Raw genomic sequence first — 24,869 nt, 5'->3', positions numbered from 1 at the left:
GTCATAGCATCCCGAACGAGAGCAGCGCGAACAGCGGCACTGCCGCCGTCAAGCTGTCGATGCGATCGAGCACGCCACCGTGGCCGGGCAGCAGGTTGCTGGAGTCCTTGATGCCGCGAAAACGCTTGAGCATGCTCTCCAGCAGGTCGCCGAGCACCGAGACCAGAGTCACCACCGCAGTGACGACCACCAACCCCAGTCCTCCCGCCACGCCCAGCTCCTGCCAGACGGAGAACATCAGCGCCAGCAGCAACGTCACGGCGGCGCCGCCGGCCACGCCTTCCCATGACTTGCCAGGGCTGACAGCCGGCGCCAGCTTGCGCCGGCCCCAGGTACGCCCGCAGAAATAGGCGCCGATATCGGCCCCCCACACCAGCAGCAGCACGTAAAGCAGCCAGATACCGCCAGTGTCACGCAACACGTTGAAACCGACCCAGGCCGGCAGCAGCACCCATAGCCCCATGGCCAGGCGCGCTGCCGTCGAGCCCCACTGATCGCTCTTGGCCGGATACTGAACGACCCAGTAGAGATTGATCGCCCAGCCGGCCACGGCGACCCATAGCGGCCAGGTGGCCAGTACTGCACCGAGCCACCAAAGCAGCGCCATCAACAGGGCCAGACCGGCCACCAGCGACAGGCGACGGCCCGCCACGGTTACGCCGGCCAGGTTGGTCCACTCCCAGGCGGCCAGAAGCACGACGACGCCGGTGAAGGCGGCGAAGGCACCCCCGGCAAGGCCGAACAGGCCGGCCAGCATCAGCGGCGCCAGCCACGCCGCCGTAAGGATCCGCTGTCTAAGCACCGGTTGCCTCTATCTGCTCGTCGGTCATGCCGAAGCGACGCTGGCGTCGACAGAAATCATCGATTGCCATGTCGAAGGCCTGACCGTCGAAGTCGGGCCACAACAGCGGCGTGAAATAGAGTTCGGCATAGGCCATCTGCCACAGCAGGAAGTTGGAAATGCGCTGTTCGCCACTGGTGCGGATGCACAGGTCGATCGGTGCCTCGTCGCCCAGGCAGAGTTCGTGCTGGAAGGCGTGTTCGTCGATGGCATCGGGCTCGAGTTCGTTGCGCTCGACGCGCTCGGCCAAGTGCCTCGCGGCGTTGACGATGTCCCAGCGGCCGCCGTAATTGGCGGCGACGACGAGATGCAGCCCGGTATTGTCGCGGGTGAGCTCTTCGGCCCGCACGACATACTTCTGAATCGAGGAGGAAAAGGCGCTGCGATCGCCGATCACCGAGAGTCGGATACCGTTGTCATGCAGTTTCTTCACCTCGCGCCGGAGCGCGATGAGAAACAGCTCCATCAAGGCGCGAACTTCGGCCTCGGGGCGACGCCAGTTCTCGCTGGAGAAGGCAAACAGGGTGAGGGTCTGAATGCCGCGCTCGGCGGCACGGCGAATGACCGCACGCACGGCCTCGACGCCCGCCCGGTGACCGCGGATGCCGGAGAGACCGCGCGCGCGCGCCCAGCGATTGTTGCCATCCATGATGATCGCCACGTGGCGTGGCAGGTCTTCACCGGGCGGCTTGGGAGGCATCTGGGATGCGGAAGTCTGCGCTGACGTCATGGTGTCTCGCATTGGGGTAGGAAAACCGGGCGACGACGCGGCAGGTCGTCGCCCAGCGCTGCTCAGACCTGCATCAGGTCGTGTTCCTTCACTTCGAGCTGCTTGTCGATCTCGGCGATGAACTTATCGGTCAGCTTCTGGATCGCCTCCTCGCCGCGGTGCTGCTCGTCTTCGGAGATTTCCTTCTCCTTGAGCAGTCCCTTGAGGTCGTTGTTGGCATCGCGGCGCACGTTGCGCACCGCCACGCGGGCATTCTCGGCCTCGGCGCGGGCCTGCTTGATGTAACCCTTGCGGGTCTCCTCTGTGAGCATCGGCATCGGCACGCGGATGACGTTGCCTGCGCTTGCCGGGTTGAGGCCCAGGTCCGAGGTCATGATCGCCTTCTCGATCTTGGGCACCAGGTTCTGTTCCCAGGGCACCACGGAGAGGGTGCGGGCGTCTTCCACGTTGACAGAAGCGACCTGGTTGAGCGGTACCTGGCTGCCGTAGTAATCCACGGTAACCGAGTCGAGGATGCTGGAATGGGCACGCCCGGTACGGATCTTGTTGAAGTTGGCATGAAGGGCGTCGACGCTCTTCTTCATGCGACTTTCAGCGTCTTTCTGGATGTCATTGATCACGATATCAACCTCTGTCTATCAGCGTGCCTTCCTTGCCGCCCATCACCAGGTTCAGCAGGGCGCCCGGCTTGTTCATATTGAAGACGCGAACCGGCATGTCATGGTCCCGCACCAGGCAGATAGCGGTCAAATCCATGATGCCGAGCTTTTGATCGAGCGCATTATCGTAGCTCAGATGATCGTACTTGACCGCATCGGCGTGCTTCACCGGATCCTTGTCATAGACGCCATCCACCTTGGTGGCCTTGACCACCACGTCGGCGTCAATCTCGATGCCGCGCAGGCAAGCCGCCGAATCGGTGGTGAAGAAGGGGTTGCCGGTACCGGCGGAGAACAATACCACGTCTCCCGACGTCAAGTAGCGAATCGCGGTGCGACGGTCATAGTGCTCCACCACGCCACTCATGGGAATCGCCGACATGACGCGTGAGCGGATGTTCGAGCGCTCCAGGGCGTCGCGCATGGCCAGGGCATTCATCACCGTGGCCAGCATGCCCATGTGATCGCCGGTGACCCGATCCATGCCCGCTGCGTTGAGCGCGGCGCCACGGAACAGGTTGCCGCCGCCGACCACGATCCCCACCTGCACGCCGATGCCGACCAGCTGACCGATCTCCAGCGCCATGCGATCGAGCACCTTGGGATCGATACCGAAGTCGTGCTCGCCCATCAGCGCCTCGCCGGAGAGCTTGAGCAGGATGCGCTTGTACTTCGACTTGTCGGTACGGGTCTTGGCGGGATTATCGACGTGATCGGGCGTGGACATGGCAACTCTCCTGGGCGCAAGGGGGATGAAGCAACTCTACTGCAGGCCGGCGCGGCGGCCGGATACGAGAAGGCGTGCGCTCGCGCGCACGCCTTCTCGTGCTGGAACCTCTGACCTTAGCGACGGCCAGCCTGTTCCATGACTTCCTTGGCGAAGTCGACCTCTTCCTTCTCGATGCCCTCGCCCACTTCGAAGCGGGTGAAACCGATCACCTCACCACCCGCGGCCTTGACGAACTCGGCGACGGACTGATTCGGATCCTTGACGAAGGGCTGCTCGGTCAGGCTGTTCTCGGCCAGGTACTTCTTCAGACGGCCTTCGACCATCTTCTCGGCGATCTGCTCCGGCTTGCCGGCCATATCGGGCTGGGCCAGGATGATCGCCTTTTCCTTGTCGAGCTGCTCCTGAGGCATATCCTCGGGAAGCGCCACGGCCGGGTTGATCGCGGCCACGTGCATGGCGACGTCCCGCGCCACCTCGGCGTTACCGCCCTTGAGCACGGTGAGCACGCCGATACGGCCGCCGTGGACGTATTCGCCCACCAGCGCACCTGCCGGTGCCTCTACCACGGCACAGCGACGCACGCCGATGTTCTCGCCGATCTTCTGCACCAGTTGCTCGCGTACGCTCTCGAGGGCGCCTTCCATCACGGCGGCGACGTCTTCGCTCTTGGCGGCGAAGAAGGCGTCGGCGACCTGGTCGGCAAAGGCCTTGAAGTTGTCGTCGCGGGCGACGAAGTCGGTCTCGGAGTTGATTTCGACCACTACGCCGTAGCTGCCGTCTTCGGCGACGCGGGTCGCCACGGCGCCTTCGGCGGCGGTACGGCCGGCCTTCTTGGCGGCCTTCAGACCGGAACTCTTGCGCAGGTTCTCGATGGCGACCTCGATATCACCATCGGCTTCGGTGAGCGCCTTCTTGCACTCCATCATGCCGAGCCCGGTACGCTCGCGCAGTTCCTTGACCTGGGAAGCGCTGATCGCTGCCATGGTATTCACCTCTTGATAAGTGGAACCCGGGTAGGTTCGACCTGGGAATAAGGGCGCCGGGCCCATGGGCCCGGTGAAATCCCGCCCCACCGTAGCGGAGCGGTAGCGGGCGGCCGCCTTGGTTGGCCGCCCACCCGGGCCGGCAGTGCCGGCCCGAGCGACTCGCCGTTACTCGGCAGCGGCAGCCGCGTCGCCGCTTTCACCCTCGGTGACCTCGACGAATTCGTCGGGACGGCCTTCCTTCGCCCGCGCACAGGCGTCGGCGATCGCCTTGACGTAGATCTGGATGGCACGAATGGAGTCATCGTTGCCGGGGATCACGTAGTCGACGCCGTCCGGATCGGAGTTGGTATCCACCACACCGATGACCGGGATGCCGAGCTTGTTCGCCTCGTTGATGGCGATACGCTCATGATCGACGTCGATGACGAACAGCGCATCGGGCAGGCCGCCCATGTCCTTGATACCGCCGATGGAACGCTCGAGCTTGTCCTGCTCGCGGGTCGCCATCAGGACTTCTTTCTTGGTCAGCTTCTCGAAGGTGCCGTCCTCGCGCATGGTCTCGAGGTCGCGCAGACGCTTGATCGACTGACGAATGGTCTTGTAGTTGGTCAGCATGCCGCCGAGCCAGCGGTGGTTGACGAACGGCTGACCGACCCGGTTGGCTTCTTCCTTGATGATCTTGCTCGCGCTGCGCTTGGTGCCGACGAACAGGATCTTGTTGTTGGAAGCGGCCATCTTCTCGACCACGTCGATCACCTCGTTGAGGGCCGGCAGGGTGTGCTCGAGGTTGATGATGTGGATCTTGTTACGCGCGCCGAAGATGAACTTGCTCATCTTCGGGTTCCAGTAACGGGTCTGGTGACCGAAGTGTGCGCCTGCCTTGAGCAGGTCGCGCATGTTGACGTGTGCCATGGATGACTCCTGAAAATCGGGTTAGGCCTCCACGCACCCCATGGATCCGACCGCCGGGATTTACCGCGGCAGCACCCGGGACCATGTGCCGGTACGTGTGTGTTTTCAAGGCTGTTGAAGTAACGGCCAAGCCGTGAAGCGTAACAGCTCGCCGCCGACGCCCTCGCCATCGTCGACCGACCGGGCCAGAGCCATGGCGGGCGACGATTGCAGGAAAGCGCGCGGCTTTATACCATAGTTCATCAACGAGATGAAGTCGCCTGCCGTACCTGGCCCACGTTGCCGGCGCTGCAACCCCCTCAAAACCGAGATTCCATGAACATACCCATCAAGACGCCCGACGAGATCGAGAAGATGCGCGAGGCCGGCCGCCAGGCCGCCAGCGTGCTGGAAATGATAGCACCGCATGTCACGGCCGGCGTGACCACCGGTGAGTTGGACCGGCTGTGCCATGAGTACATCGTGAACGAGCTGGGCTCCACGCCGGCGCCGCTCAACTATCACGGCTTCCCAAAGTCGATCTGCACCTCGATCAATCATGTGGTCTGCCATGGCATCCCCGACCCCGACAAGAAGCTGAAGAAGGGTGACATCATGAACATCGATATCACCGTCAAGACAGGCGACGGCTACCACGGCGACTCCAGCGCCATGTTCATCGTCGGCGAAAGCATCCAGGGCGAGCGACTGTGCCGCGTCACCCAGGAGTGCCTGTACCGGAGCATCGCCCTGGTACGCCCCGGCGTTCGCCTGTCGGAGCTGGCCCGGGCCATCCAGAGCCACGCCGAGGCCAACGGCTACTCGGTGGTACGCGATTTCTGCGGCCACGGCATCGGCGCCACCTTCCACGAGGACCCGCAGGTGCTGCATTATGACGGCTACGCCCCCGAGGCCGACGCCACCCTGGCCGCAGGCATGTGTCTGACCATCGAGCCAATGATCAACGTCGGCGGCCACCAGACCAAGGTGCTGCGCGACGGCTGGACCGCGGTGACCCGGGACAAGAGCCTGTCCGCGCAGTGGGAGCACACGCTGCTGGTCACCGAGACCGGCGTCGAGGTACTCACGGCACGCCGCGAGGAAGATTTCTCCTTCCTCGACCACTGAGTCGAGCCATCATGCTCCTGCACCACTATCGCTTCGCGCCCGACGAGACGCTGTTCGACGCCGAGACCTTCCGGCGCGAGCTCGCCGGCACCCGCTCGCCCATCGCCCCGTTCAAGGCGGCGCTGCGCGCCATCCAGAGCCGACTCGACGAGCGCTTCCACGCCGGCGCCGACGTCCGCGACCTGGTACACGGTCGCGCCTGGTGCCTCGACCAGCTACTGGGCGTGGCATGGTCGCTGCACGACTGGCCCGACGACGGCGTGACCCTGCTCGCGGTGGGCGGCTACGGCCGCGGCGAGCTGCATCCGCACTCCGACGTCGACCTGATGATGCTGCTGGAGAGTGATGACGACACGCCTTACCGCGAGGGGCTGACCGCCTTCATCACCCTGCTGTGGGACATCGGCCTGGAGATCGGCCACAGCGTGCGTTCGCTCTCCGACTGCGAGCGCGAGGCCGAAGGCGACATCACCATCATCACCAACCTGATGGAGTCGCGCACCCTGGCCGGCCCCGAGTCGCTGCGAGAGGCAATGAAGGCACGCCTCGCCCCCGGGCGCATGTGGCCGTCGGATCGTTTTTTCGAGGCCAAGTGGCAAGAGCAAATCACCCGTCATCACCGCTTCAACAATTCCGAGTATCACCTCGAGCCCAATATCAAGAGCTCGCCGGGCGGGCTGCGCGACATTCAGATGATCGGCTGGGTGGCCAAGCGCCACTTCGGTAGCCAGCGCTACGAGGACCTGGTGGCGAACGGCTTCATGAACGACGCCGAACTGCGCATCCTGAGCCAGGGCCAGGCCTTCCTGTGGCAGGTGCGCTACGCCCTGCACATGCTCACCGGCCGCGCCGAGGATCGCCTGCTGTTCGACCACCAGCGCACCATCGCCGAGCTGTTCGGCTTCCGCGATACTCCCGAGCGCCTGGCCGTCGAGCAGTTCATGAAGCGCTACTACCGACACGTCACGGCGCTGGCCGGCCTCAACGACATGCTGCTGCAGCACTTCGACGAAGCGATCCTGCGCGGCGGCGAACGGCTGGTAACCACCTCGCTCAACGAGCGCTTCGAGATCGAGGGCGGCTACATCAAGGCACGCAACCGAGCGGTCTTCCGCGACCACCCTTACGCCCTGCTCGAGCTGTTCCTGCTGATGGCGGAGCATCCCGAGATCGAGGGCGTGCGTGCCGACACCATCCGCCTGATTCGCGACCATCGCCACCTGATCGACGACCTCTACCGCGACGATGCCCAGCATCAGCATCTGTTCATGTCGCTGCTGCGCTCCAGCGGCAACGTAGCGCGCCAGCTTCGGCGCATGAACCGCTACGGCGTGCTGGGCAAGTACCTGCCGGAGTTCGGCCAGGCGGTGGGCCTGATGCAGCACGACCTGTTCCATATCTACACCGTGGACGCCCACACCCTGCGCCTGCTCAAGTTCATCCACCAGTTCCGCAAGCCCGAGGCGCGCAGCGAGTTTCCGGTGGCGGCGGCGCTGGTTCACCAGTTGCCCAAGCTGGAACTGCTGTGGATCGCCGGGCTCTACCACGACATCGGCAAGGGCCGCGGCGGCGACCACTCGCTCCTCGGTGCCCGCGACGTGGAGCGCTTCGCCGAGCGCCACGGCCTGTCGAACCGTGACACTCGCCTGGTCAGTTGGCTGGTGGAGAATCACCTGATGATGTCGATGGTGGCCCAGAAGCGCGACATCACCGACCCCGACGTGATTGGCGAGTTCGCCGTCCTGGTCGGCGACGAGACCCGCCTGGACCATCTCTACGTGCTGACCGTGGCCGACATCAACGCCACCAATCCGACGCTGTGGAACGGCTGGCGCGCCTCGCTGCTGCGCCAGCTGCACGCCGAAACCAAGCGTGCCCTGCGCCGCGGCCTGGACAATCCGCTCGACCGCGAGGAGTGGGTGCGCGAGACCCGCGGCGAAGCACGCTCGCTGCTCGTCACGGTGGGCGCCGACATCGGCCGGGTCGACCGCCTGTGGGAATCGCTCGGCGAGGAGTATTTCCTGCAGTATGCGCCCAGCGAGATCGCCTGGCAGACCATGGGTATCCTCGCCCACGGCGAGTCGCCACTGCCGCTGATCCTGATCAGCGCCCCCACCGACGACATGTCCGACGGCGGTACCAAGGTATTCATTCACACCCGTTCGGTGGACGACCTGTTTGCCGCCACCGCGGCCGCCATGGAGCAGCTCGGCCTCTCGATCCACGATGCCCGCATCGCCACCTCGAGCAACGACTGGACGCTCAATACCTTCATCGTGCTCGACGACCAGGGGCGCGCCATTCGCGACCCAGGCCGCATCGAGGAAATCCGCGGACACCTGGTGGAGGAGCTCGACGATCCCGACGACTACCCCCAGATCGTCACTCGTCATACGCCGCGCCAACTGCGCCACTTCAAGGTACCGACCGAGGTGCTCATCGAACAGGACCCGGCCAACGAGCGGACCCTGCTGGAGCTGACCGCTCCCGACCGCCCCGGCCTGCTGGCCCGGGTCGGGCGCATTTTCATGGAGCAGGACATATCGCTCTCGGCGGCCAAGATCGCCACCTTGGGCGAACGCGTCGAGGACGTCTTCTTCATCACCGACAAGGCGGGCGCGCCCCTGACCGATCCCGAGCGTCAGCAGCGCCTGCGCGAGCGACTGATCGAAATGCTCGACGTGGCGGGCTGACGCCCGCCACGTATTGGTTTGAGGCGAGCCGGGGCCTTCCCTATAATCGACGGTCTGCCCGCAGCCATGACAATGACGCCTCCCCGCGACGCCTGGACACCGATGAACCCCGACCTCGACGCCTTGAAGCCCTATCCCTTCGAGAAGCTCGCCGCCCTCAAGGCCGGCGTGACGCCCCCCGAGGGGCTCGCGCACATCCCGCTGACCATCGGCGAGCCGCAGCATCCACCCTTTGCCGCCGCGCTGGAGACGCTGCAGGCCCACCAGCAGGCGTTCGCTCGCTACCCGGCCACCGCCGGCATACCCGAGCTGCGCCAGGCCATCGCCGCCTGGGCCACGCAACGTTTCGGCCTCGAAGGCCTCGACGTTGAGCGTCAGGTGCTGCCGGTCAACGGCACCCGCGAGGCAATCTTCGCCTTCATCCAGGCGGCGCTGGATCGCACCCGCCCGGCACGGGTGGCGGTGCCCAACCCGTTCTACCAGATCTACGAGGGCGCCACCCTGCTCGCCGGGGGCCAGCCGCTCTACCTGGACTGCCACGCCAAGACCGGCTTTCGCCCCGATATCGACGCCGTGCCGGCGGATACCTGGCGCGAGGTGCAGATCCTTTTCCTCTGCTCGCCGGGCAACCCCACCGGGGCGGTAACGCCACAGGCCGAGTTCGAGAAACTCATCGCGCTTGCCGACGAACACGATTTCATTATCGCCTCCGACGAGTGCTACTCCGAACTCTACCTCGACGAGGCCGCTCCCCCACCGGGGCTGCTCGAGGCCTGTGCCGCCCTTGGTCGCCACGACTACCGCCGCTGCCTGGTGTTTCACTCGCTCTCCAAGCGCTCCAACCTACCGGGGCTGCGCTCGGGATTCGTCGCTGGCGACGCCGCGCTGATCGCACCGTTCAAGCGTTATCGCACCTATCATGGCTGCGCCATGTCGCTGCCGCTGCAACACGCCTCGATCACGGCCTGGAACGACGAGACCCACGTACGTGCCAACCGCGATGCCTATCGCGAGAAATTCGCCGCCGTGACCGAGATTCTCGCGCCAGTGCTTGAATTTCCTGCGCCCGAGGCCAGCTTCTATCTATGGCCGGCCGTACCGGGCGGTGACGATGAGGCCTTCACTAGGGCCTTGTTCGCCGCGGAGCATGTCAGCGTGCTGCCTGGCTCCTACATGGGGCGTGAAGCCGTAGACGGCATCAATCCCGGGCGCGGCCGGGTACGTCTGGCGCTGGTGGCCGAACTCGAGCCGACGGTCGAAGCTGCCCATCGAATACGCCGTTTCGTCGAAAGGAGCACATGATGGCAACTCTGTTCGTGATCAAGAATTGCGATACCTGCCGCAAAGCGCGCAAGACGCTGGACGAGAAGGGCCTGCCCTACCAGCTTCACGACCTGCGCGAGGATGGCCTCTCCGCTGCGTTGCTCGAACATATTCTCGAGCACATCCCGGCACTGGAAGCCATCAACCGGCGCAGCACCACTTGGCGCAACCTCCCCGAGGAGGACAAGCAGGACATCGACTCCAACAAGGTCCGCGCGCTGATCATGGCCAACCCCACCCTGCTCAAGCGACCGCTGCTCGATATTGGCGACGAGATACGCGTCGGCTATCGCGACGGCGACTACGACGATCTCAAGGGCTGAGGCCCACTCCCTACAAGACACGAGGACACCGCATGTTGAGTTTTGCCTTCGGAATCGGCACACAGAACACCCAGGGCGACTGGCTGGAGATCTATTATCCGGCACCGCTGCTCAAGCCCGATGCCAGCCTGGTGGAAGCCGTCGGCAAGGTGCTCGACGTGCCCGCCGGCAATGCCGCGGTCAGCTTCCTGCCGGAGCACTGCGCCGAACTCGCCGAGGCCCTCAAGGCGGCGGGACATGTCGCCCACGCCGAGCTGGCCGAAGCGCTGGCCGCCAGCCAGCGGCCGCTGGTCGCCATGTTCCTGGAGAGCGACCTGCCGCCGCAGAGCGCACCCGAGGTCTATCTCAAGCTGCACCTGCTATCGCATCGCCTGGTCAAGCCGCACGGCATCGACCTGACCGGCATGTTCGGCCTGCTGCGCAATGTGGCCTGGACCAGCGAGGGACCGATAGACGTCGAGGAGCTGCCCGCCCGCCGCCTCAAGGCACGCCTGGAGGGCCGCGCCCTGTCGGTGGATTGCGTCGACAAGTTCCCCAAGATGACCGACTACGTGGTCCCCGGCGGCGTGCGCATCGCCGATACCGCCCGGGTGCGCCTGGGCGCCCATCTCGGTGAAGGCACCACCGTGATGCACGAAGGCTTCGTCAACTTCAACGCCGGCACCGCAGGGCCCGGCATGGTCGAAGGACGCATTTCCGCCGGCGTGATGGTAGGCAGAGGCTCAGACCTGGGCGGTGGTTGCTCTACCATGGGCACGCTCTCCGGCGGCGGCAACATCATCATCAAGGTCGGCGAGGGCTGCCTGATCGGCGCCAATGCCGGCATCGGCATCCCCCTGGGCGATCGCTGCACCGTGGAAGCGGGGCTCTACATCACCGCCGGAGCCAAGGTCACCCTGCTCGACGACCAGGGCCAGGAAGTCAAGACCGTGGCGGCCCGAGAGCTGGCCGGGCAGAGCGACTTGCTGATGCGCCGCAACTCGCAGAACGGGCGCATCGAATGCCTGACCAACAAGAGCGCCATTGCGTTGAACGAAGCGCTGCACGCCCACAACTGAGGCGCGTAGGCGGCGTCACATGGCGCCGTCCGCCCCTTTCGGAACCTGCATGTCCTCAACGACTACCGAGCTCTCCCCCACCCTGGCCTTGGCCATGGAGCTGATCCGCCGTCCCTCGGTCACTCCCGATGACCTGGGCTGCCAGGCGCTGATGATCGAGCGCCTGGAGCGGCTCGGCTTTCACATCGAGCGCCTGCCCTTCGGCGACGTGGAGAATTTCTGGGCGACGCACGGCCATCACGGCCCGGTGCTGGCCTTCGCCGGCCATACCGACGTGGTGCCGAGCGGCCCTCACACACACTGGGACACGCCACCCTTCGAGCCCGGCATCGATGGCGACGGCATGCTGCGCGGTCGCGGTGCGGCCGACATGAAGGGCAGCCTGGCGGCGATGGTCACCGCGGTGGAGCGCTTCGTTACCGCCCACCCCGATCATCACGGCCGCATCGCCTTCCTGTTCACCTCCGACGAAGAAGGCCCCGCAGTGGATGGCACCCGGGCCGTGGTCGAGCATCTGCGCGAGCGCAACGAAAGGCTCGATTACTGCATCGTCGGCGAGCCCTCCTCCACCGACGTGCTCGGCGACGTGATCAAGAACGGTCGGCGCGGCTCACTGGGCGGCGTACTGCACATCAAGGGCATTCAGGGGCATGTGGCCTACCCGCACCTGGCGCGCAACCCCATCCATCAGGCAATGCCGGCACTGGATGCGCTGGTGCGCGAACACTGGGACGGTGGCAATGACTTCTTCCCTGCGACCAGCTTCCAGATTTCCAATATTCGCGCCGGTACCGGCGCCACCAACGTGATCCCCGGCGACGTGGAGGTGGTGTGCAACTTCCGCTTCTCCACCGAGGTGACCCACGAGCAACTGCGCGCGCGCACCGAGGCGATCCTTGATGCACACGGGCTGGAGTATCAGCTCGACTGGACGCTCAACGGCGAACCGTTTCTCACCGCCGAGGGCGAGCTGGTGGATGCCGCCCTGCACGGCGTGGAAGCGGTGCTCGGCCGTCGTCCGCGGCTTTCGACCAGCGGCGGCACCTCGGATGGGCGCTTCATCGCCACGCTGGGTAGCCAGGTCGTGGAGCTGGGACCGCGCAACGCCACCATTCACCAGACCAACGAGCACGTTCGCGCCGCCGACCTGGACGACCTGAGCCGGATCTATGAAGCGATCCTGGCCAAGCTTTTCGTCAACGGCACCGCCCAGCCCTGACCGCGCCGAGAGAGTTCACCATGCCACATCAGCACGACAGCAACATGCGCTATCCGGATATCGAAATCTACCTGCGCCAGGCGTCGCTTCCCGCAATCGACGCCTGGCTCGGCGAGATGCTGGATGCCGCCCCGCTGCGCGGCGCTGGTCGCGGCAAGTGGCACACCCGCGGCCATCACGCGGGGCACGAGGTCCCGGTGCTGCTGGTGGAAAAAGCGGCCGACGGCTTCGCCAGCCTGTGGCTCGACAGTCCTCTTACCCCCTGGTTGAGAGACTGCGACTGCGCCCGCGACGCCGCCACCCGGCTCGGCTGCGAGGTACGCTGCTCACTGGGCGGCTGGCAGCCCGGCGACGAGCCCGACCGCTTCTGGCAGGTGTTGCCCGACGGCAGCGAAGGCGCCATCGACTGGCCCGATTCTGGCCAGTGACCCGAAACGACATCGCCCCACCGAAGCGGGGCGATGTTCTTGAAGCCTGACCAGCTTGCGAAAGCTGGCGAGCGATGGCCAGGCGCTTCGTTCAAGTAATGACGGTGACGTCGTCGGCTTGTAGTCCCCGCTCGTTCTCGATCACGTGATAACGCACCTTCTGCCCCTCGGCCAGGGTACGATGCCCGCGGCCGCGAATGGCACGAAAGTGCACGAACACGTCCTCGCCGCTCTCGCGCTTGATGAAGCCGTACCCCTTGTTGACGTTGAACCATTTGACCTCGCCGATTTCGCGATCGTCGTTCTCTACCGCGGCCAGCACCGCCATTTGCGGGCTCAACGCATGGGTGGCCAGTGTGGCAACGAGAAGTAGCCCGAAGACGGCGAGGGCGGCGGCAATATAGCCCGCCACGAAGCCGCCAGGTTCCAGCAGTGTCAACAGCTGCTGGGGCAGACCGACGTCGGCCAGGGCCAGTGACAGGGCGATCAGCAGCGGTGCCGGCAGCGCCAGCACCAGACTGATCAACGTACAGCGAAAGATAACCTTGCGATTCATGGATCCGTATTGCTCACTTGTTATGTGGAATTGACGAAACAGGATGTCCGATGACGACGCGACACGATGCCCCGTCGACCAATGAAGGTGCCACGATGAACAGTGACACGCAGCGCGACGATTCTAACATGAGCCTTTCCCAGGCGCTCGCTAGCCGGCTGGAAGCCCTGGAGAGCCGAATCGCCTACCAGGAGCACTGGCTGGATACGCTGGACGAGGCCGTGGCCAGCCAGGAACGACGCCTGGCCCAGCTCGAGCGGATCAATTCTTTGATGCAGGAAAAGCTACGTGATCAGCAGCGGGCGCTGCAGGATTCGGAGATGGCGGCACCCAGCCCGCAGGACGAGGTGCCGCCGCACTACTGACAAGGAACCTCAAAGGTCGTCAAGGTAACGCTCCGCATCCAGCGCCGCCATGCAGCCGGTGCCGGCGGAGGTCACCGCCTGGCGGTAGACGTGGTCCATCACGTCGCCGGCGGCGAACACGCCCGGCACGCTGGTGGCGGTGGCATTGCCCTCGAGGCCGGACTTCACCTTGATGTAGCCGTCGTGCATCTCCAGTTGGCCCTCGAAGATACCCGTGTTGGGGCTGTGGCCGATGGCGATGAACACGCCGGGCGCCTCGAGCTCCTTGACGCCATCGTCGACGGTGGAGCGGATGCGCACGCCGGTCACGCCGCTGGCATCGCCCAGCACCTCGTCGAGCGTGTGGTTCCACTCGAGCACCACATTGCCGCTCTCGGCCTTTTCGCGCAGCTTGTCCTGCAGGATCTTCTCGGCCCGCAGGCTGTCGCGGCGATGCACCAGGGTCACCTTGGAGACGATGTTGGAGAGATAGAGCGCCTCTTCCACGGCGGTGTTGCCGCCGCCCACCACCACGACTTCCTTGTTGCGGTAGAAGAAGCCGTCGCAGGTGGCGCAGGCCGACACGCCCTGGCCCATGAACTGCTGCTCGGATGGCAGCCCCAGGTAGCGCGCACTGGCGCCGGTGGCAATGATCAGTGCATCGCAGGTATAGCTGCCGCTATCGCCCTTGAGGGTGAAGGGACGATTGCGCAGGTCCACCTCATGGATATGGTCGAACAGCACTTCCGTGTCGAAGCGCTCCGCATGACGCTTCATGCGCTCCATGAGCTCCGGTCCCTGCACTCCGGCATCGTCGCCGGGCCAGTTGTCGACATCGGTAGTGGTGGTCAGTTGGCCACCGGCCTGGATGCCGGTGATCAATACCGGCTTGAGATTGGCCCGTGCCGCGTAGACGGCGGCGGTGTAGCCGGCCGGGCCGGAACCCAGAATGATCAGGCGTTCGTGACGCGCTTCGCTCATGAAGAGATCCTCGCAACTCTAAAACGGGGTGAGGCGTGACTGTCTCGCTCCAGCCGGGTCGTGGCCTGCGGCCGAGCAATGGCTAACGCCATTGTACCAGCCTCGGAGGCCCGCGGCGTGCCTCGCGCCTTTTGCCGACGCCCTAGAGCACCTCGTCGTCGCGTCCCAGCACGAGAGCGTCAAGCTCGCCGGTCATCGGCGAAACTTCTATTCGCAATTGAATGGGCGCACAGCAATAGGGGCAATCTTCCCAGGTCTGGTGGCTGCCTTGGGAAATGTCCACCAACAGGTCGTAGGGCATGCTGCAGTAAGGGCAGTAAACCGAATGGCTGTCGAGCCGTTCTTCATGCATCAGGGCCTCCCGAGCGCTTGCTCCTCCCCCCAGCGGAACATCGGCGCCACGCGACGAACTTTCGTTCAGCATAGAAACCCTGGGCAGCGCTTGAAAGGGGGACCTATCATGACCATGTGTTAAGCATGAGATCGAAGAACAGGACCGTTCACTACCGTGACAGGAGGCCTCATGAGCCGTGACGACATGCCGGACACCCAGCAGACACTGGACGCCGGTGGCAGCACCTATCACTACTACAGTCTGCCGCGGGCAGCCGATGCCTTGGGCAACATCGACCGGCTGCCGAAGACGCTCAAGATTCTGCTGGAGAACCAACTGCGCTTCGCCGATGACCCCAGCGTGGCGCGCGAGGACATGCAGGCGCTGGTCGACTGGCAGCAAAGCGGGCGCTCCAGTCGCGAAATCGGCTATCGTCCGGCGCGGGTGCTGATGCAGGATTTCACCGGCGTTCCCGGCGTGGTGGACCTGGCCTCGATGCGCGCCGCAGTCGAGAAACTCGGCGAGGATCCGTCGCGCATCAATCCCCTCTCACCGGTGGATCTGGTCATCGACCACTCGGTGATGGTCGACAAGTTCGGCAACCCCACCGCCTTCAAGGACAACGTCGCCATCGAGATGGAGCGCAACCGCGAGCGCTACGAGTTCCTGCGCTGGGGCCAGGACGCCTTCGACAACTTCCGCGTGGTACCGCCAGGTACCGGTATCTGTCACCAGGTCAACCTCGAGTACCTGGGCCGGACGGTGTGGTCCAAGGAGGAGGACGGCAAGACCTATGCCTACCCCGACACCCTGGTGGGCACCGACTCGCATACCACCATGATCAATGGCCTCGGCGTGCTCGGCTGGGGCGTCGGCGGTATCGAGGCCGAGGCCGCCATGCTCGGCCAGCCGGTGTCGATGCTGATTCCCGAGGTGGTGGGCTTCAAGCTCACCGGCAAGCTCAGGGAAGGCATCACCGCCACCGACCTGGTGCTGACAGTGACCCAGATGCTGCGCAGCCACGGCGTCGTCGGCAAGTTCGTCGAATTCTATGGTGACGGCCTGGCCGACCTGCCGCTGGCCGATCGTGCCACCATCGCCAACATGGCGCCGGAGTACGGTGCCACATGCGGCTTCTTCCCGGTCGACGACGAGACACTCGCCTACCTGCGCCTGACCGGCCGCGAGGACAACCAGATCGCCCTGGTGGAGGCGTACAGCAAGGCCCAGGGGCTTTGGCGCGAGCCCGGCGACGAGCCGATCTTCAGCGACACCCTTCACCTCGACCTCGGCGACGTCGAAGCCAGCCTGGCCGGGCCCAAGCGACCCCAGGATCGCGTCGCCCTGAAGGACATGAAGGCCACCTTCGAGAAGCTGATGGAGGGCGAAAAAAACGGCAAGGCCGCGCCCAGCGAAGAGCGTGGGCGGCTCAACTCGGAGGGCGGCCAGACCGCCGTCGGAGTGCATGAAAGCTACGAGCACCATGATAGCCAGAACGTCGAGCTGGACGGCGAGCAATTCAAGCTCAACCCCGGTGCCGTGGTGATCGCCGCCATCACATCATGCACCAATACCTCCAACCCCAGCGTGATGATGGCCGCCGGCCTGCTGGCGCGCAACGCCCTGGCCAAGGGCCTCAAGACCAAGCCCTGGGTAAAGACCTCGCTGGCGCCGGGCTCCAAGGTGGTGACCGAGTATCTCGATGCCGGTGGCGTCAGCGACGACCTCGACGCCCTGGGCTTCAACCTGGTGGGTTATGGCTGCACCACCTGCATCGGCAACTCCGGCCCGCTGCCGCCGCCCATCGAGAAGGCTGTCGAGAATGGCGACTTGACGGTGGCCTCGGTGCTCTCGGGCAACCGCAACTTCGAGGGTCGCATTCATCCACTGGTCAAGACCAACTGGCTCGCCTCGCCGCCGCTGGTGGTGGCCTACGCCCTGGCCGGCAACATGCGCCTGGACCTCAGCAAGGATCCGCTGGGTGAGGACAAGGACGGAAGCCCGGTCTACCTGCAGGACATCTGGCCCTCGCAGGCGGATATCGCCAGTGCCGTGGAGAAGGTCAAGACCGAGATGTTCCGCAAGGAGTATGCCGAAGTGTTCGAGGGCGACGAGACGTGGAAGGCGCTGCAGGTGCCGCAGAGCCAGGTCTACGAGTGGTCGCCCTCCTCTACGTACATCCAGCATCCGCCCTTCTTCGAGGGCATGGGCCGCGACCCGGAGCCGATCGACGACGTCGAGGATGCTCATATCCTCGCCCTGCTCGGAGACTCGGTGACTACCGACCACATCTCACCGGCCGGTTCGATCAAACCGGACAGCCCCGCCGGACGCTACCTGCAAGAGCGCGGCATCAAGCCGGTAGATTTCAACTCCTACGGTTCGCGCCGCGGCAACCACGAAGTGATGATGCGCGGCACTTTCGCCAACGTGCGCATCAGAAACGAGATGCTCGACGGCGTGGTCGGCGGCGAGACCCGCCACGTGCCCTCGGGCGAGCAAATGGCGATCTACGACGCCGCCATGCGGTACCAGGAGAAGGGCACGCCGCTGGTCGTGGTCGCAGGCAAGGAGTATGGCACCGGCTCGTCGCGCGACTGGGCCGCCAAGGGCACGCGCCTGCTCGGGGTGCGCGCGGTGCTCGCCGAGTCCTACGAGCGCATCCACCGCTCCAATCTGATCGGTATGGGCGTGGTGCCGCTGCAGTTCCCCGAGGGCGAGGATCGCAAGAGCCTGGGGCTGACCGGCGACGAGGCCGTTTCGATCGAGGGCCTGGCCGATCTCACTCCGGGCGGCAAGGTCACGGTCACGGTGAAGAGCGACAAGGGCGAGAAGAAACTCGAGGCCCTGTGCCGCATCGATACCGCCAACGAGCTGGAGTACTACCGCCACGGCGGTATCCTCCACTACGTGCTGCGGCGGATGATCGGCGCGGCGTAAGCGCTTCCCTACATACCGTGCTCAAGCGAAAGGCTCTGTCGGTAACCGGCAGAGCCTTTGTCTTTGTGTGGCATAGTGCTTCTGATTCATGTCACGAGCGAAGATAGGCTGGCCGCCGCCGGAGCGGAACAACCGGAGTTGGCTGGCTGCTCAATGAGGATTGTGACGGTCCGACGCTTCGGCACCGCCGACGGCAGAATGGCTAGGTTCGTTCCCGACGAACCAACGCACTTCCCACATCCTTGTGGGTCGTCGAGCACAGTAATGAATCAGTCACTATCAGAACGCGCGGCGGCGGTAGCGCCTGTACTCCGGTGTCCAGCTGCTACGCTCGATCGCCTGGCGCAGCTTGATGCCGTCGGTGCGCAGCGCCACCCCCTCCTGCTGCGCCTGGGCGGCGACCTCGAAGGCGATGGCCCTGGAGAGCTCACGAATGTGCGACAGCGGCGGCAGCAGCGCTCCCTTGCCCTCCTTGACCAGCGGGGCCTCACGAGCCAGGGCACGGGAAGCGGTCATCAACATGGTGTCGGTGATTCGCCTAGCGCCGCTGGCCACCACCCCGAGCCCGATTCCGGGGAAGATGTAAGCGTTGTTGCACTGGGCGATGGGATAGGTCTGGCCCCCATGCACCACCGGCGCGAAGGGACTGCCGGTGGCTACCAATGCCTGGCCGTCGGTCCACTCGATCACATCCGCAGGTGTGGCCTCGGCGCGTGAGGTGGGGTTGGAGAGCGGCATGATCACCGGGCGCTCGCAGCCGGCATGCATGGCACGGACCACCTCCTCGCTAAACAGTCCCTTCTGCCCCGAGACACCGATCAGCACTGTGGGCCTGATGTGGCGGGCCACTTCCAGCAGGGATTGGTCCTGCCACTCTTCGACGAGCTCGGGGTCGTGCGCCAGGCGGCGCTGAAAGTCGCGCAACCACTCCTGGTCGGAGGTCACCAGACCTTCGCGGTCGACCATGAACACACGGCGCCGCGCCTCTTTCTCGGAGAGCCCCTCCGCCTGCATTGCCACCACCACCTGCTCGGCAATGCCGCAGCCGGCGGAACCGGCACCGACGAACACCACGCGCTGGTCGGCAATGGTCTCGTCGCGGGCCTGACAGGCCGCCATCAGGGTACCTACGCAGACCGCCGCGGTGCCCTGTACGTCGTCGTTGAAGCAGCACAGCTGGTCGCGGTAGCGCTCCAGTAGGGGCACGGCGTTGGCCTGGGCAAAATCCTCGAACTGCAGCAGCACGTTCGGCCAGCGGCGCTTGACCGCAGCGATGAATTCATCGACGAAGGCGTTGTACTCCTCCGGGGAAATGCGCGGATGCCGCCAGCCCATGTACATGGGGTCATCGAGCAGGGCTTGGTTGTTGGTGCCAACATCAAGCATGATCGGCAGCGTGTAAGCGGGGCTGATGCCACCGCAGGCGGTATACAGCGCCAGCTTGCCGATAGGTATGCCCATGCCGCCAAGCCCCTGGTCGCCAAGGCCCAGGATTCGTTCGCCGTCGGTCACCACGATCACCTTGACCCTGTCCTTGGTGGCGCTGCGCAGGATATCGTCGATGCGCTCGCGATCCGGATAGCTGACGAACAGGCCGCGATGGCTGCGGTAGATGTTGGAGAATTCCTCGCAGGCCTGGCCTACCGTGGGGGTATAGATGATCGGCAGCATCTCCTCGAGATGCTCCATTACCATGTGGTAGTAGAGCGTCTCGTTGTCGTCCTGGATCGCCCGCAGGTGGATGTGTCGTTCCAGATCGCTGTGGCACTGCTGGTACTGGCGGTAGGCCCGCTCCGCCTGCTCCTCGATGGATTCCACGTTCTGCGGCAGCAGACCGATCAGATTGAACTCGAGCCGCTCATCGCGGGTAAAGGCGCTGCCCTTGTTGAGGAGCGGCATCTCCAGCAGCGAAGGACCAGCATAGGGAATATAGAGTGGACGTTTGCTTTCAGGCATTAGTGATCTCGATACGGTGACTGGAACCGGGCCGTAGGCACTCTGACGGCGCCTTGAGGAATACTTTAGCACGCTCGAAAACAGTACGCCCCGGCCACAGGCCGGGGCGCATCATCATGCTGGGTCCTACACGGGGAACACTGTTTCAAGTCAGCAACCCTTGGCCGCCGACCTACGTCCTGCCTCGCCCTCGAAAAAGAAGGGCCGCAGCCTCACACCGAGCATATTGCCGACAAAAGCCGCTACCAGCCATACCCAACCGTGGAGGCTGCCCGAGGCGATGCCACCGAAATAGGCGCCGATATTGCATCCAAAAGCAAGGCGGGCCCCGTAACCCAGCATGATCCCGCCGATCACCGCGGCCAGCACCGACTTTGGTGGAATGCGGAAGTTGGGTGCAAAGCGGCCTGCCAATGACGCTGCTACCAGGGCTCCGATCATGATGCCCACGTTCATGACCGTCGTGATGTCACTCCATACGCTGGCCTGCAAAGCTGCTGCATTACCAGGCGCCTGCCAGTAGCCCCAGGCGGTGGCGTCGCCGCCAAGAAACTCGAAGCCCTTGGCACCCCACAGGGCAAATGCAGAGGTCACGCCCCAAGGGCGGCCGGCCAAGGCCAGAGTGGCGTAGTTAAGCAGAGCCAGGGCCACGGCGCCGAACAGCAGCGGCCAGGGACCCGTGAGCCAGCGCTGATTGCCGGCGTTGACCTTCGGCACCTGCTCCAGTTGGCCGTGGCGACGCTTTTCCATCATCAATGTCAGCCCTGCGATGGCGGCGAACAGCGCCAGGCTCACGGCGATACCTCCGCCCACGCCAGTGGTATTCACCAACGACACCGGCTGGAAGGCCGGCAGACTCATCCACCAGGAGAAATGGGCGGTCCCGACCACCGAACCCACAATGAAAAACAGCAGCGTAATCAGCATACGCGCATTGCCACCCCCGGCAGTGAACAGTGTGCCAGAGGCACAGCCACCGCCGAGTTGCATGCCGATGCCGAAGAGGAAGGCACCGAACACTACCGAAACCCCAATGGGAGCGACGTAGCCACTTACCTCGTTGCCAAACAGAGTGCCGGCGCCCAGGGCCGGGAAGAACAGCAGTACGGCGATGGCCAGCATGACCATCTGGGCGCGCAGGCCACGACCACGGCGTTCAGTGATGAAGATCCGCCAGGCGGCAGTGAAGCCAAAGGCGGCATGGTATAGCACCATGCCCAGCAGGCCGCCGATTACCATAAGCACGCCAATGCGTGCACCGAAGGCCGCCCCCAATGCCAGGGCGCCCAACAACAGGAGGCCTGTGGCGATCGCAGGCAGGGATAGTCGCGAGCGTTGGGAAAGGACGAGTTCACTCATGGTGTGCTCTCTCATAATCGTCAGGGGCATACGGCCCGATTGGGAGCATGCTAACTATCCCAACAAAGAGCATAAAGGAATTTAAACGAAGATATTAATAGCCATTGGAAATATTGAATCAAGCTGGATCAAGCATTGCTGATGGCAGTCGAGATCCGAAACAGGCAAGGGGCCCGAAGGCCCCTTGCGAGACGGTATCGCCACCGCTTAGACGAAACGCCCGAGCCCCACGGCCCCCCGCAATCGATCCATGAACGGCGCTGCCTCGGCACGTGCCCGCTCGGCACCCTTGAGCAGTACGCTCTCGATATGTCCGGGATCTTCCATCAGCGCGATATAGCGTTCGCGAGGTTCGCGCAGCTGCTCGTTGAGAAGTTCGAACAGACGGTTCTTGACCTCGCCCCAGCCGATGCCATTGGCATACTCGCCACGCATCGCCTCACGCTCCTCGCGATTGGAGAATGCGGAATAGATCTGGAACAGGGTGCAGCCCTCGGGATCCTTGGGCTCACCGGGCTCCAGCGAGTTGGTCTTGATCTTGCGCACCAGCTTGAGCAGCTTCTTATCGGAGACGAACAGCGGGATGGTGTTGTTGTAGCTCTTGGACATCTTGCGCCCGTCGAGCCCGCCCAGCACCGCCACGTCGTCGTCCACTACCGCCTCCGGCAGGGTGAAAAACTCACCCCGGTAGAGATGGTTGAAGCGCCCGCCCATGTCGCGGGCCATCTCGATGTGCTGGATCTGGTCGCGCCCCACCGGCACCTTGTTGGCGTTGAACATCAGGATGTCGGCGGCCATCAGCACCGGATAGCCGAACAAGCCCATGGTAATGCCCTTGTCCGGGTCCTGGTTGTCGGCGGCCTCGTTCTCGGCCACCGCCGCCTTGTAGGCGTGGGCCCGGTTCATCAGGCCCTTGGCGCAGACGCACGAGAGCATCCAGGTCAGCTCGGGAATCTCGGGGATGTCCGACTGGCGATAGAAGATGGCGTTGTCGGTATCCAGCCCCAGTGCCAGCCAGGTGGCGGCGATCTCCAGGCGCGAATCCTGCACCCGCCGAGGATCCTGGCACTTGATCAGCGCATGCAGGTCGGCGAGGAAGTAGTAGGACTGCACGCTGGGGTCCTGGCTCGCGGCGATGGCGGGCTTGATGGCACCGACGTAGTTGCCCAAGTGTGGGGTACCGGTGGTGGTGATGCCGGTGAGAACGCGGGTCTTCTGTGAAGCTGCACTCATGGAAGGCGGACTCTGCTAGCGGAAATGCCCGCTATGGTAACGCGAGGGGGCGGGCAAGGCGACCGCCCCCGGCGCCGCTCACCTTACAAGGCTGGCGGGATCGACGCTATCGAGTCCGAAGGCCTCGCCCACGGCACGGTAGGTGACCTGGCCGTCGTGTACGTTGAGCCCCGGCATGAAGTGGGCATCGTCGGCCAGCGCCCGCTTCCAGCCCTTGTCGGCCAGGGCAATGACGAACGGCAGGGTGGCGTTGGTCAGCGCCTGGGTCGAGGTGCGCGCCACTGCGCCCGGCATGTTGGCCACGCAGTAGTGGACGATACCGTCGACCATGTAGGTCGGCTCGGCGTGGGTGGTCGCGCGGCTGGTCTCGAAGCAGCCGCCCTGATCGATGGCCACATCCACCAAGACGCTGCCGGGCTTCATGTCGGCCAGCATCGCACGCGTGATCAGCTTGGGTGCGGCGGCTCCGGGAATCAACACGGCGCCAACGATCAGGTCGCTCTCGCGCACCGCTTCGTCGATGGCATCGGCGGTGGAGAAGACGGTCTTCATGCGGCCCTGATAGCGGTCATCGAGCACTTCGAGGCGCGGAATCGACTTGTCCAGTACGGTCACCTCGGCGCCCAGGCCCAGCGCCATGCGCGCGGCGTTCTCGCCCACTACGCCGCCGCCGATCACGGCCACCTTGCCGGGCGCCACGCCGGGCACGCCGGGCAGCAGCACGCCGGAGCCACCCTGGGCCTTCTCCAGGCTGTGCGCGCCGGCCTGGACCGCCATGCGACCGGCCACGGTGCTCATCGGTGCCAGTAGCGGCAAACCGCCCTGGCGGTCGGTAACGGTCTCGTAGGCGATACAGGTGGCGCCGCTCTTCATCAGCCCCCGGGTGAGCTTCTCCTCGGCCGCAAGGTGCAGGTAGGTGAACAGGGTCTGGCCACGGGAAAGGCGCGCCACTTCTTCCGATTGCGGCTCCTTGACCTTGAGGATCAGCTCTGCGCCGGCCCAGAGGGTGTCGACGTTCGCCTCCAAGCTGGCTCCGGCCGCTTCATAGTCGGCATCGGAGAAGCCCGCGCCCTCACCAGCATTGGCCTGTACGGTCACGGAATGACCACGCGCCACCAGCTCGCGCGCCCCGGTGGGGGTCAGGGCGACACGGTATTCGTGGTTCTTGATTTCCTTCGGCACGGCGATCTTCATGGGACACCTCCTGAGCGTTCAACGCCTGTTGTTAGGGTAAGACAGGCGCATTACAGCACAGGCAGTCCAAACATAAAGTACCGTGAGCAAAGAACGGCAAAAATCAACAAAATTGGAGTTATCGAGAGTAAATCAGCTCTTGAGAAGGTTTTTTAGCGGAAAAATCGCAGCCTCACTCGGCAATGAGCGCACCACCATAGACGACTACGTACTCCTCGGGCAGGCGCCGCGGACGCCCGCTGGAAAGCTCGATACAGGCGAAGCGGGTACGTGCCCGCAACAGCGTGCGACCTTCAGCGGGACGAATGAGCTGGAAACGCCGTGTCAGAGTAAGGCGACCATCGCAGCCGACGATCCAGGTCGCCAGTTGCAGGCGCTCCCCCTGGAAGGCCGGCGCGAGGTAATCGAGTTCATGGCGATGTACGGCCATGGCGCGGTCCAGTTCACGGTAGCGGGCCAGGTTCAGCCCAAGATGCTCCGAGTGAGCCCAGCTCACCTGCTCGACCCAGCGCAGGTACTCGGCATTGTTGGCGTGGCCGTACTCGTCGATGGCCGAGGCGGCCACCTCGAGCTCGATGACGAAGGGATCGGGAAGGTCCCACTCCTGTGGCATCATGCTCTCCTTGGCTGGGTTGAACCGGGGTGAGTCAGACTCTCGGCGTGCCGCAGCGCCAACAGGTCTCGAACGCCCCCTCCAGCACCTCGCCGCAGTGGGAACAGCGCCAGTCCGGCGCTTCGCTGCTGCCTGTCATGGCGGCCTGGATCAACGCCTCGGCGCGTTCGCGGTTGTGCGCTGCCACCCATACTTCGGGCTCGCATTCGCCCAGCGGCAGCTCGCCGGCACCGCCGCCCAGCACCATGTTGCGCAACTCCACGGGAACGCCCGCCGCGGCCAGCACGTTGCGCACGTGGCTGACCAGCAGCGAATTGGAGTGGGCGAAGACGCGAACGTAGCCGTTCATG

At 64.6% G+C, this 24,869-nt stretch carries 24 protein-coding genes; 9 read left to right on the top strand and 15 right to left on the bottom strand.

Translation table 11 applies throughout. The features are described 5' to 3' along the window. Nucleotide 1: 1 nt before the first annotated feature. From HNO52_RS02605 to rpsB, 6 genes are all read right to left on the bottom strand, one after another. Nucleotides 2–802, bottom strand: coding sequence for a phosphatidate cytidylyltransferase (locus HNO52_RS02605; RefSeq protein ID WP_197567522.1), 801 nt, complete (start codon nt 800–802; stop codon nt 2–4). Further along, nucleotides 795–1,571 carry a polyprenyl diphosphate synthase gene (uppS, locus tag HNO52_RS02600; protein ID WP_442907098.1) on the bottom strand — a complete coding sequence of 259 codons (777 nt, stop codon included), beginning with the start codon at nt 1,569–1,571 and terminating at the stop codon, nt 795–797. Before uppS ends, HNO52_RS02605 begins: the two co-directional genes overlap by 8 nt. Nucleotides 1,572–1,633: 62 nt before the next feature. After that, the gene (frr, locus tag HNO52_RS02595; protein ID WP_197567521.1) at nt 1,634–2,191 is read right to left on the bottom strand and encodes a ribosome recycling factor; all 558 of its coding nucleotides are present in this window, start codon (nt 2,189–2,191) and stop codon (nt 1,634–1,636) included. 4 nt (nt 2,192–2,195) lie between these two features. Beyond that, nucleotides 2,196–2,957 (bottom strand): UMP kinase, encoded by a 762-nt coding sequence (gene pyrH, locus HNO52_RS02590; protein WP_197567520.1) that lies wholly within the window; start codon nt 2,955–2,957, stop codon nt 2,196–2,198. 116 nt (nt 2,958–3,073) lie between these two features. Beyond that, nucleotides 3,074–3,943, bottom strand: coding sequence for a translation elongation factor Ts (gene tsf, locus HNO52_RS02585; RefSeq protein ID WP_197567519.1), 870 nt, complete (start codon nt 3,941–3,943; stop codon nt 3,074–3,076). 168 nt (nt 3,944–4,111) lie between these two features. Further along, complete coding sequence (gene rpsB / locus HNO52_RS02580; protein WP_167114005.1) at nt 4,112–4,858, bottom strand: 30S ribosomal protein S2; 747 nt, start codon at nt 4,856–4,858, stop codon at nt 4,112–4,114. A 315-nt stretch (nt 4,859–5,173) separates the two neighbouring features. On the opposite strand from rpsB, the gene map reads away from it, so the two are divergent. From map to HNO52_RS02545, 7 genes are all read left to right on the top strand, one after another. Beyond that, entirely contained in the window at nt 5,174–5,965 is a 792-nt protein-coding gene (gene map / locus HNO52_RS02575) for a type I methionyl aminopeptidase (RefSeq protein ID WP_197567518.1), read from the top strand. Between the two features lie 11 nt (nt 5,966–5,976). After that, nucleotides 5,977–8,658: a [protein-PII] uridylyltransferase gene (locus HNO52_RS02570; RefSeq protein WP_197567517.1), complete on the top strand. Its 2,682-nt coding sequence runs from the start codon at nt 5,977–5,979 to the stop codon at nt 8,656–8,658. Between the two features lie 102 nt (nt 8,659–8,760). Continuing rightward, nucleotides 8,761–9,960 carry a succinyldiaminopimelate transaminase gene (gene dapC, locus HNO52_RS02565; protein WP_197569066.1) on the top strand — a complete coding sequence of 400 codons (1,200 nt, stop codon included), beginning with the start codon at nt 8,761–8,763 and terminating at the stop codon, nt 9,958–9,960. Further along, on the top strand, nt 9,960–10,304 hold the full coding sequence (locus HNO52_RS02560; protein ID WP_197569067.1) for a Spx/MgsR family RNA polymerase-binding regulatory protein: 345 nt from the start codon (nt 9,960–9,962) through the stop codon (nt 10,302–10,304). Before dapC ends, HNO52_RS02560 begins: the two co-directional genes overlap by 1 nt. Before the next feature lie 32 nt (nt 10,305–10,336). After that, entirely contained in the window at nt 10,337–11,362 is a 1,026-nt protein-coding gene (gene dapD / locus HNO52_RS02555) for a 2,3,4,5-tetrahydropyridine-2,6-dicarboxylate N-succinyltransferase (RefSeq protein ID WP_197567516.1), read from the top strand. Nucleotides 11,363–11,411: 49 nt separating this feature from the next. Continuing rightward, nucleotides 11,412–12,581 carry a succinyl-diaminopimelate desuccinylase gene (gene dapE, locus HNO52_RS02550; RefSeq protein WP_197567515.1) on the top strand — a complete coding sequence of 390 codons (1,170 nt, stop codon included), beginning with the start codon at nt 11,412–11,414 and terminating at the stop codon, nt 12,579–12,581. Between the two features lie 20 nt (nt 12,582–12,601). Beyond that, complete coding sequence (locus HNO52_RS02545; protein WP_197567514.1) at nt 12,602–13,009, top strand: hypothetical protein; 408 nt, start codon at nt 12,602–12,604, stop codon at nt 13,007–13,009. A gap of 91 nt (nt 13,010–13,100) precedes the next feature. Here the strand turns inward: HNO52_RS02545 and HNO52_RS21205 are convergent, their stop codons facing one another. After that, on the bottom strand, nt 13,101–13,565 hold the full coding sequence (locus HNO52_RS21205; protein WP_197567513.1) for a cold-shock protein: 465 nt from the start codon (nt 13,563–13,565) through the stop codon (nt 13,101–13,103). A 50-nt stretch (nt 13,566–13,615) separates the two neighbouring features. On the opposite strand from HNO52_RS21205, the gene HNO52_RS02535 reads away from it, so the two are divergent. Continuing rightward, nucleotides 13,616–13,930: a SlyX family protein gene (locus tag HNO52_RS02535; protein WP_197567512.1), complete on the top strand. Its 315-nt coding sequence runs from the start codon at nt 13,616–13,618 to the stop codon at nt 13,928–13,930. A gap of 9 nt (nt 13,931–13,939) precedes the next feature. Here the strand turns inward: HNO52_RS02535 and trxB are convergent, their stop codons facing one another. Beyond that, a complete protein-coding gene (trxB, locus tag HNO52_RS02530) occupies nt 13,940–14,890 on the bottom strand; it encodes a thioredoxin-disulfide reductase (protein WP_197567511.1) in 951 nt (316 codons plus the stop codon). Between the two features lie 142 nt (nt 14,891–15,032). Continuing rightward, nucleotides 15,033–15,242 (bottom strand): zinc ribbon domain-containing protein, encoded by a 210-nt coding sequence (locus HNO52_RS02525; RefSeq protein WP_197567510.1) that lies wholly within the window; start codon nt 15,240–15,242, stop codon nt 15,033–15,035. Nucleotides 15,243–15,413: 171 nt separating this feature from the next. Here HNO52_RS02525 and acnA point away from each other — a divergent pair, with 171 nt between their 5' ends. Further along, on the top strand, nt 15,414–18,164 hold the full coding sequence (acnA, locus tag HNO52_RS02520) for an aconitate hydratase AcnA (RefSeq protein ID WP_197567509.1): 2,751 nt from the start codon (nt 15,414–15,416) through the stop codon (nt 18,162–18,164). Nucleotides 18,165–18,443: 279 nt separating this feature from the next. Here acnA and HNO52_RS02515 read toward each other — a convergent pair whose 3' ends face one another. The 6 genes from HNO52_RS02515 to HNO52_RS02490 form a co-directional block, all read right to left on the bottom strand. Next, a complete protein-coding gene (locus HNO52_RS02515; protein WP_197567508.1) occupies nt 18,444–20,120 on the bottom strand; it encodes an NAD-dependent malic enzyme in 1,677 nt (558 codons plus the stop codon). Nucleotides 20,121–20,270: 150 nt separating this feature from the next. Then, on the bottom strand, nt 20,271–21,479 hold the full coding sequence (locus HNO52_RS02510; protein ID WP_197567507.1) for a YeeE/YedE family protein: 1,209 nt from the start codon (nt 21,477–21,479) through the stop codon (nt 20,271–20,273). Nucleotides 21,480–21,686: 207 nt separating this feature from the next. After that, nucleotides 21,687–22,712 carry a tryptophan--tRNA ligase gene (gene trpS / locus HNO52_RS02505; protein WP_197567506.1) on the bottom strand — a complete coding sequence of 342 codons (1,026 nt, stop codon included), beginning with the start codon at nt 22,710–22,712 and terminating at the stop codon, nt 21,687–21,689. A gap of 78 nt (nt 22,713–22,790) precedes the next feature. Beyond that, complete coding sequence (ald, locus tag HNO52_RS02500; protein ID WP_197567505.1) at nt 22,791–23,906, bottom strand: alanine dehydrogenase; 1,116 nt, start codon at nt 23,904–23,906, stop codon at nt 22,791–22,793. Nucleotides 23,907–24,078: 172 nt separating this feature from the next. Further along, nucleotides 24,079–24,519 (bottom strand): acyl-CoA thioesterase, encoded by a 441-nt coding sequence (locus tag HNO52_RS02495; protein ID WP_197567504.1) that lies wholly within the window; start codon nt 24,517–24,519, stop codon nt 24,079–24,081. A 34-nt stretch (nt 24,520–24,553) separates the two neighbouring features. After that, on the bottom strand, nt 24,554–24,868 hold the full coding sequence (locus HNO52_RS02490; RefSeq protein ID WP_197567503.1) for a putative signal transducing protein: 315 nt from the start codon (nt 24,866–24,868) through the stop codon (nt 24,554–24,556). Nucleotide 24,869 lies beyond the last annotated feature (1 nt).

Source organism: Halomonas sp. MCCC 1A13316 (genome assembly GCF_014931605.1).
GTDB lineage: Bacteria > Pseudomonadota > Gammaproteobacteria > Pseudomonadales > Halomonadaceae > Halomonas.
The sequence above is the reverse complement of the archived record's forward strand: the minus strand, read 5'-3'. Positions and strand labels throughout refer to the sequence as shown.

Bases quoted from the DNA above. Each gene is read 5' to 3' on its own strand.
- uppS (WP_442907098.1), bottom strand. From the start codon at position 1,571: ATGACGTCAGCGCAGACTTCCGCATCCCAGATGCCTCCCAAGCCGCCC.
- pyrH (WP_197567520.1), bottom strand. From the start codon at position 2,957: ATGTCCACGCCCGATCACGTCGATAATCCCGCCAAGACCCGTACCGAC.
- tsf (WP_197567519.1), bottom strand. From the start codon at position 3,943: ATGGCAGCGATCAGCGCTTCCCAGGTCAAGGAACTGCGCGAGCGTACC.
- rpsB (WP_167114005.1), bottom strand. From the start codon at position 4,858: ATGGCACACGTCAACATGCGCGACCTGCTCAAGGCAGGCGCACACTTC.
- map (WP_197567518.1), top strand. From the start codon at position 5,174: ATGAACATACCCATCAAGACGCCCGACGAGATCGAGAAGATGCGCGAG.
- HNO52_RS02570 (WP_197567517.1), top strand. From the start codon at position 5,977: ATGCTCCTGCACCACTATCGCTTCGCGCCCGACGAGACGCTGTTCGAC.
- dapC (WP_197569066.1), top strand. From the start codon at position 8,761: ATGAACCCCGACCTCGACGCCTTGAAGCCCTATCCCTTCGAGAAGCTC.
- HNO52_RS02560 (WP_197569067.1), top strand. From the start codon at position 9,960: ATGGCAACTCTGTTCGTGATCAAGAATTGCGATACCTGCCGCAAAGCG.
- dapD (WP_197567516.1), top strand. From the start codon at position 10,337: ATGTTGAGTTTTGCCTTCGGAATCGGCACACAGAACACCCAGGGCGAC.
- dapE (WP_197567515.1), top strand. From the start codon at position 11,412: ATGTCCTCAACGACTACCGAGCTCTCCCCCACCCTGGCCTTGGCCATG.
- HNO52_RS02545 (WP_197567514.1), top strand. From the start codon at position 12,602: ATGCCACATCAGCACGACAGCAACATGCGCTATCCGGATATCGAAATC.
- HNO52_RS21205 (WP_197567513.1), bottom strand. From the start codon at position 13,565: ATGAATCGCAAGGTTATCTTTCGCTGTACGTTGATCAGTCTGGTGCTG.
- HNO52_RS02535 (WP_197567512.1), top strand. From the start codon at position 13,616: ATGACGACGCGACACGATGCCCCGTCGACCAATGAAGGTGCCACGATG.
- trxB (WP_197567511.1), bottom strand. From the start codon at position 14,890: ATGAGCGAAGCGCGTCACGAACGCCTGATCATTCTGGGTTCCGGCCCG.
- HNO52_RS02525 (WP_197567510.1), bottom strand. From the start codon at position 15,242: ATGCATGAAGAACGGCTCGACAGCCATTCGGTTTACTGCCCTTACTGC.
- acnA (WP_197567509.1), top strand. From the start codon at position 15,414: ATGAGCCGTGACGACATGCCGGACACCCAGCAGACACTGGACGCCGGT.
- HNO52_RS02515 (WP_197567508.1), bottom strand. From the start codon at position 20,120: ATGCCTGAAAGCAAACGTCCACTCTATATTCCCTATGCTGGTCCTTCG.
- HNO52_RS02510 (WP_197567507.1), bottom strand. From the start codon at position 21,479: ATGAGTGAACTCGTCCTTTCCCAACGCTCGCGACTATCCCTGCCTGCG.
- trpS (WP_197567506.1), bottom strand. From the start codon at position 22,712: ATGAGTGCAGCTTCACAGAAGACCCGCGTTCTCACCGGCATCACCACC.
- ald (WP_197567505.1), bottom strand. From the start codon at position 23,906: ATGAAGATCGCCGTGCCGAAGGAAATCAAGAACCACGAATACCGTGTC.
- HNO52_RS02495 (WP_197567504.1), bottom strand. From the start codon at position 24,519: ATGCCACAGGAGTGGGACCTTCCCGATCCCTTCGTCATCGAGCTCGAG.
- HNO52_RS02490 (WP_197567503.1), bottom strand. From the start codon at position 24,868: ATGAACGGCTACGTTCGCGTCTTCGCCCACTCCAATTCGCTGCTGGTC.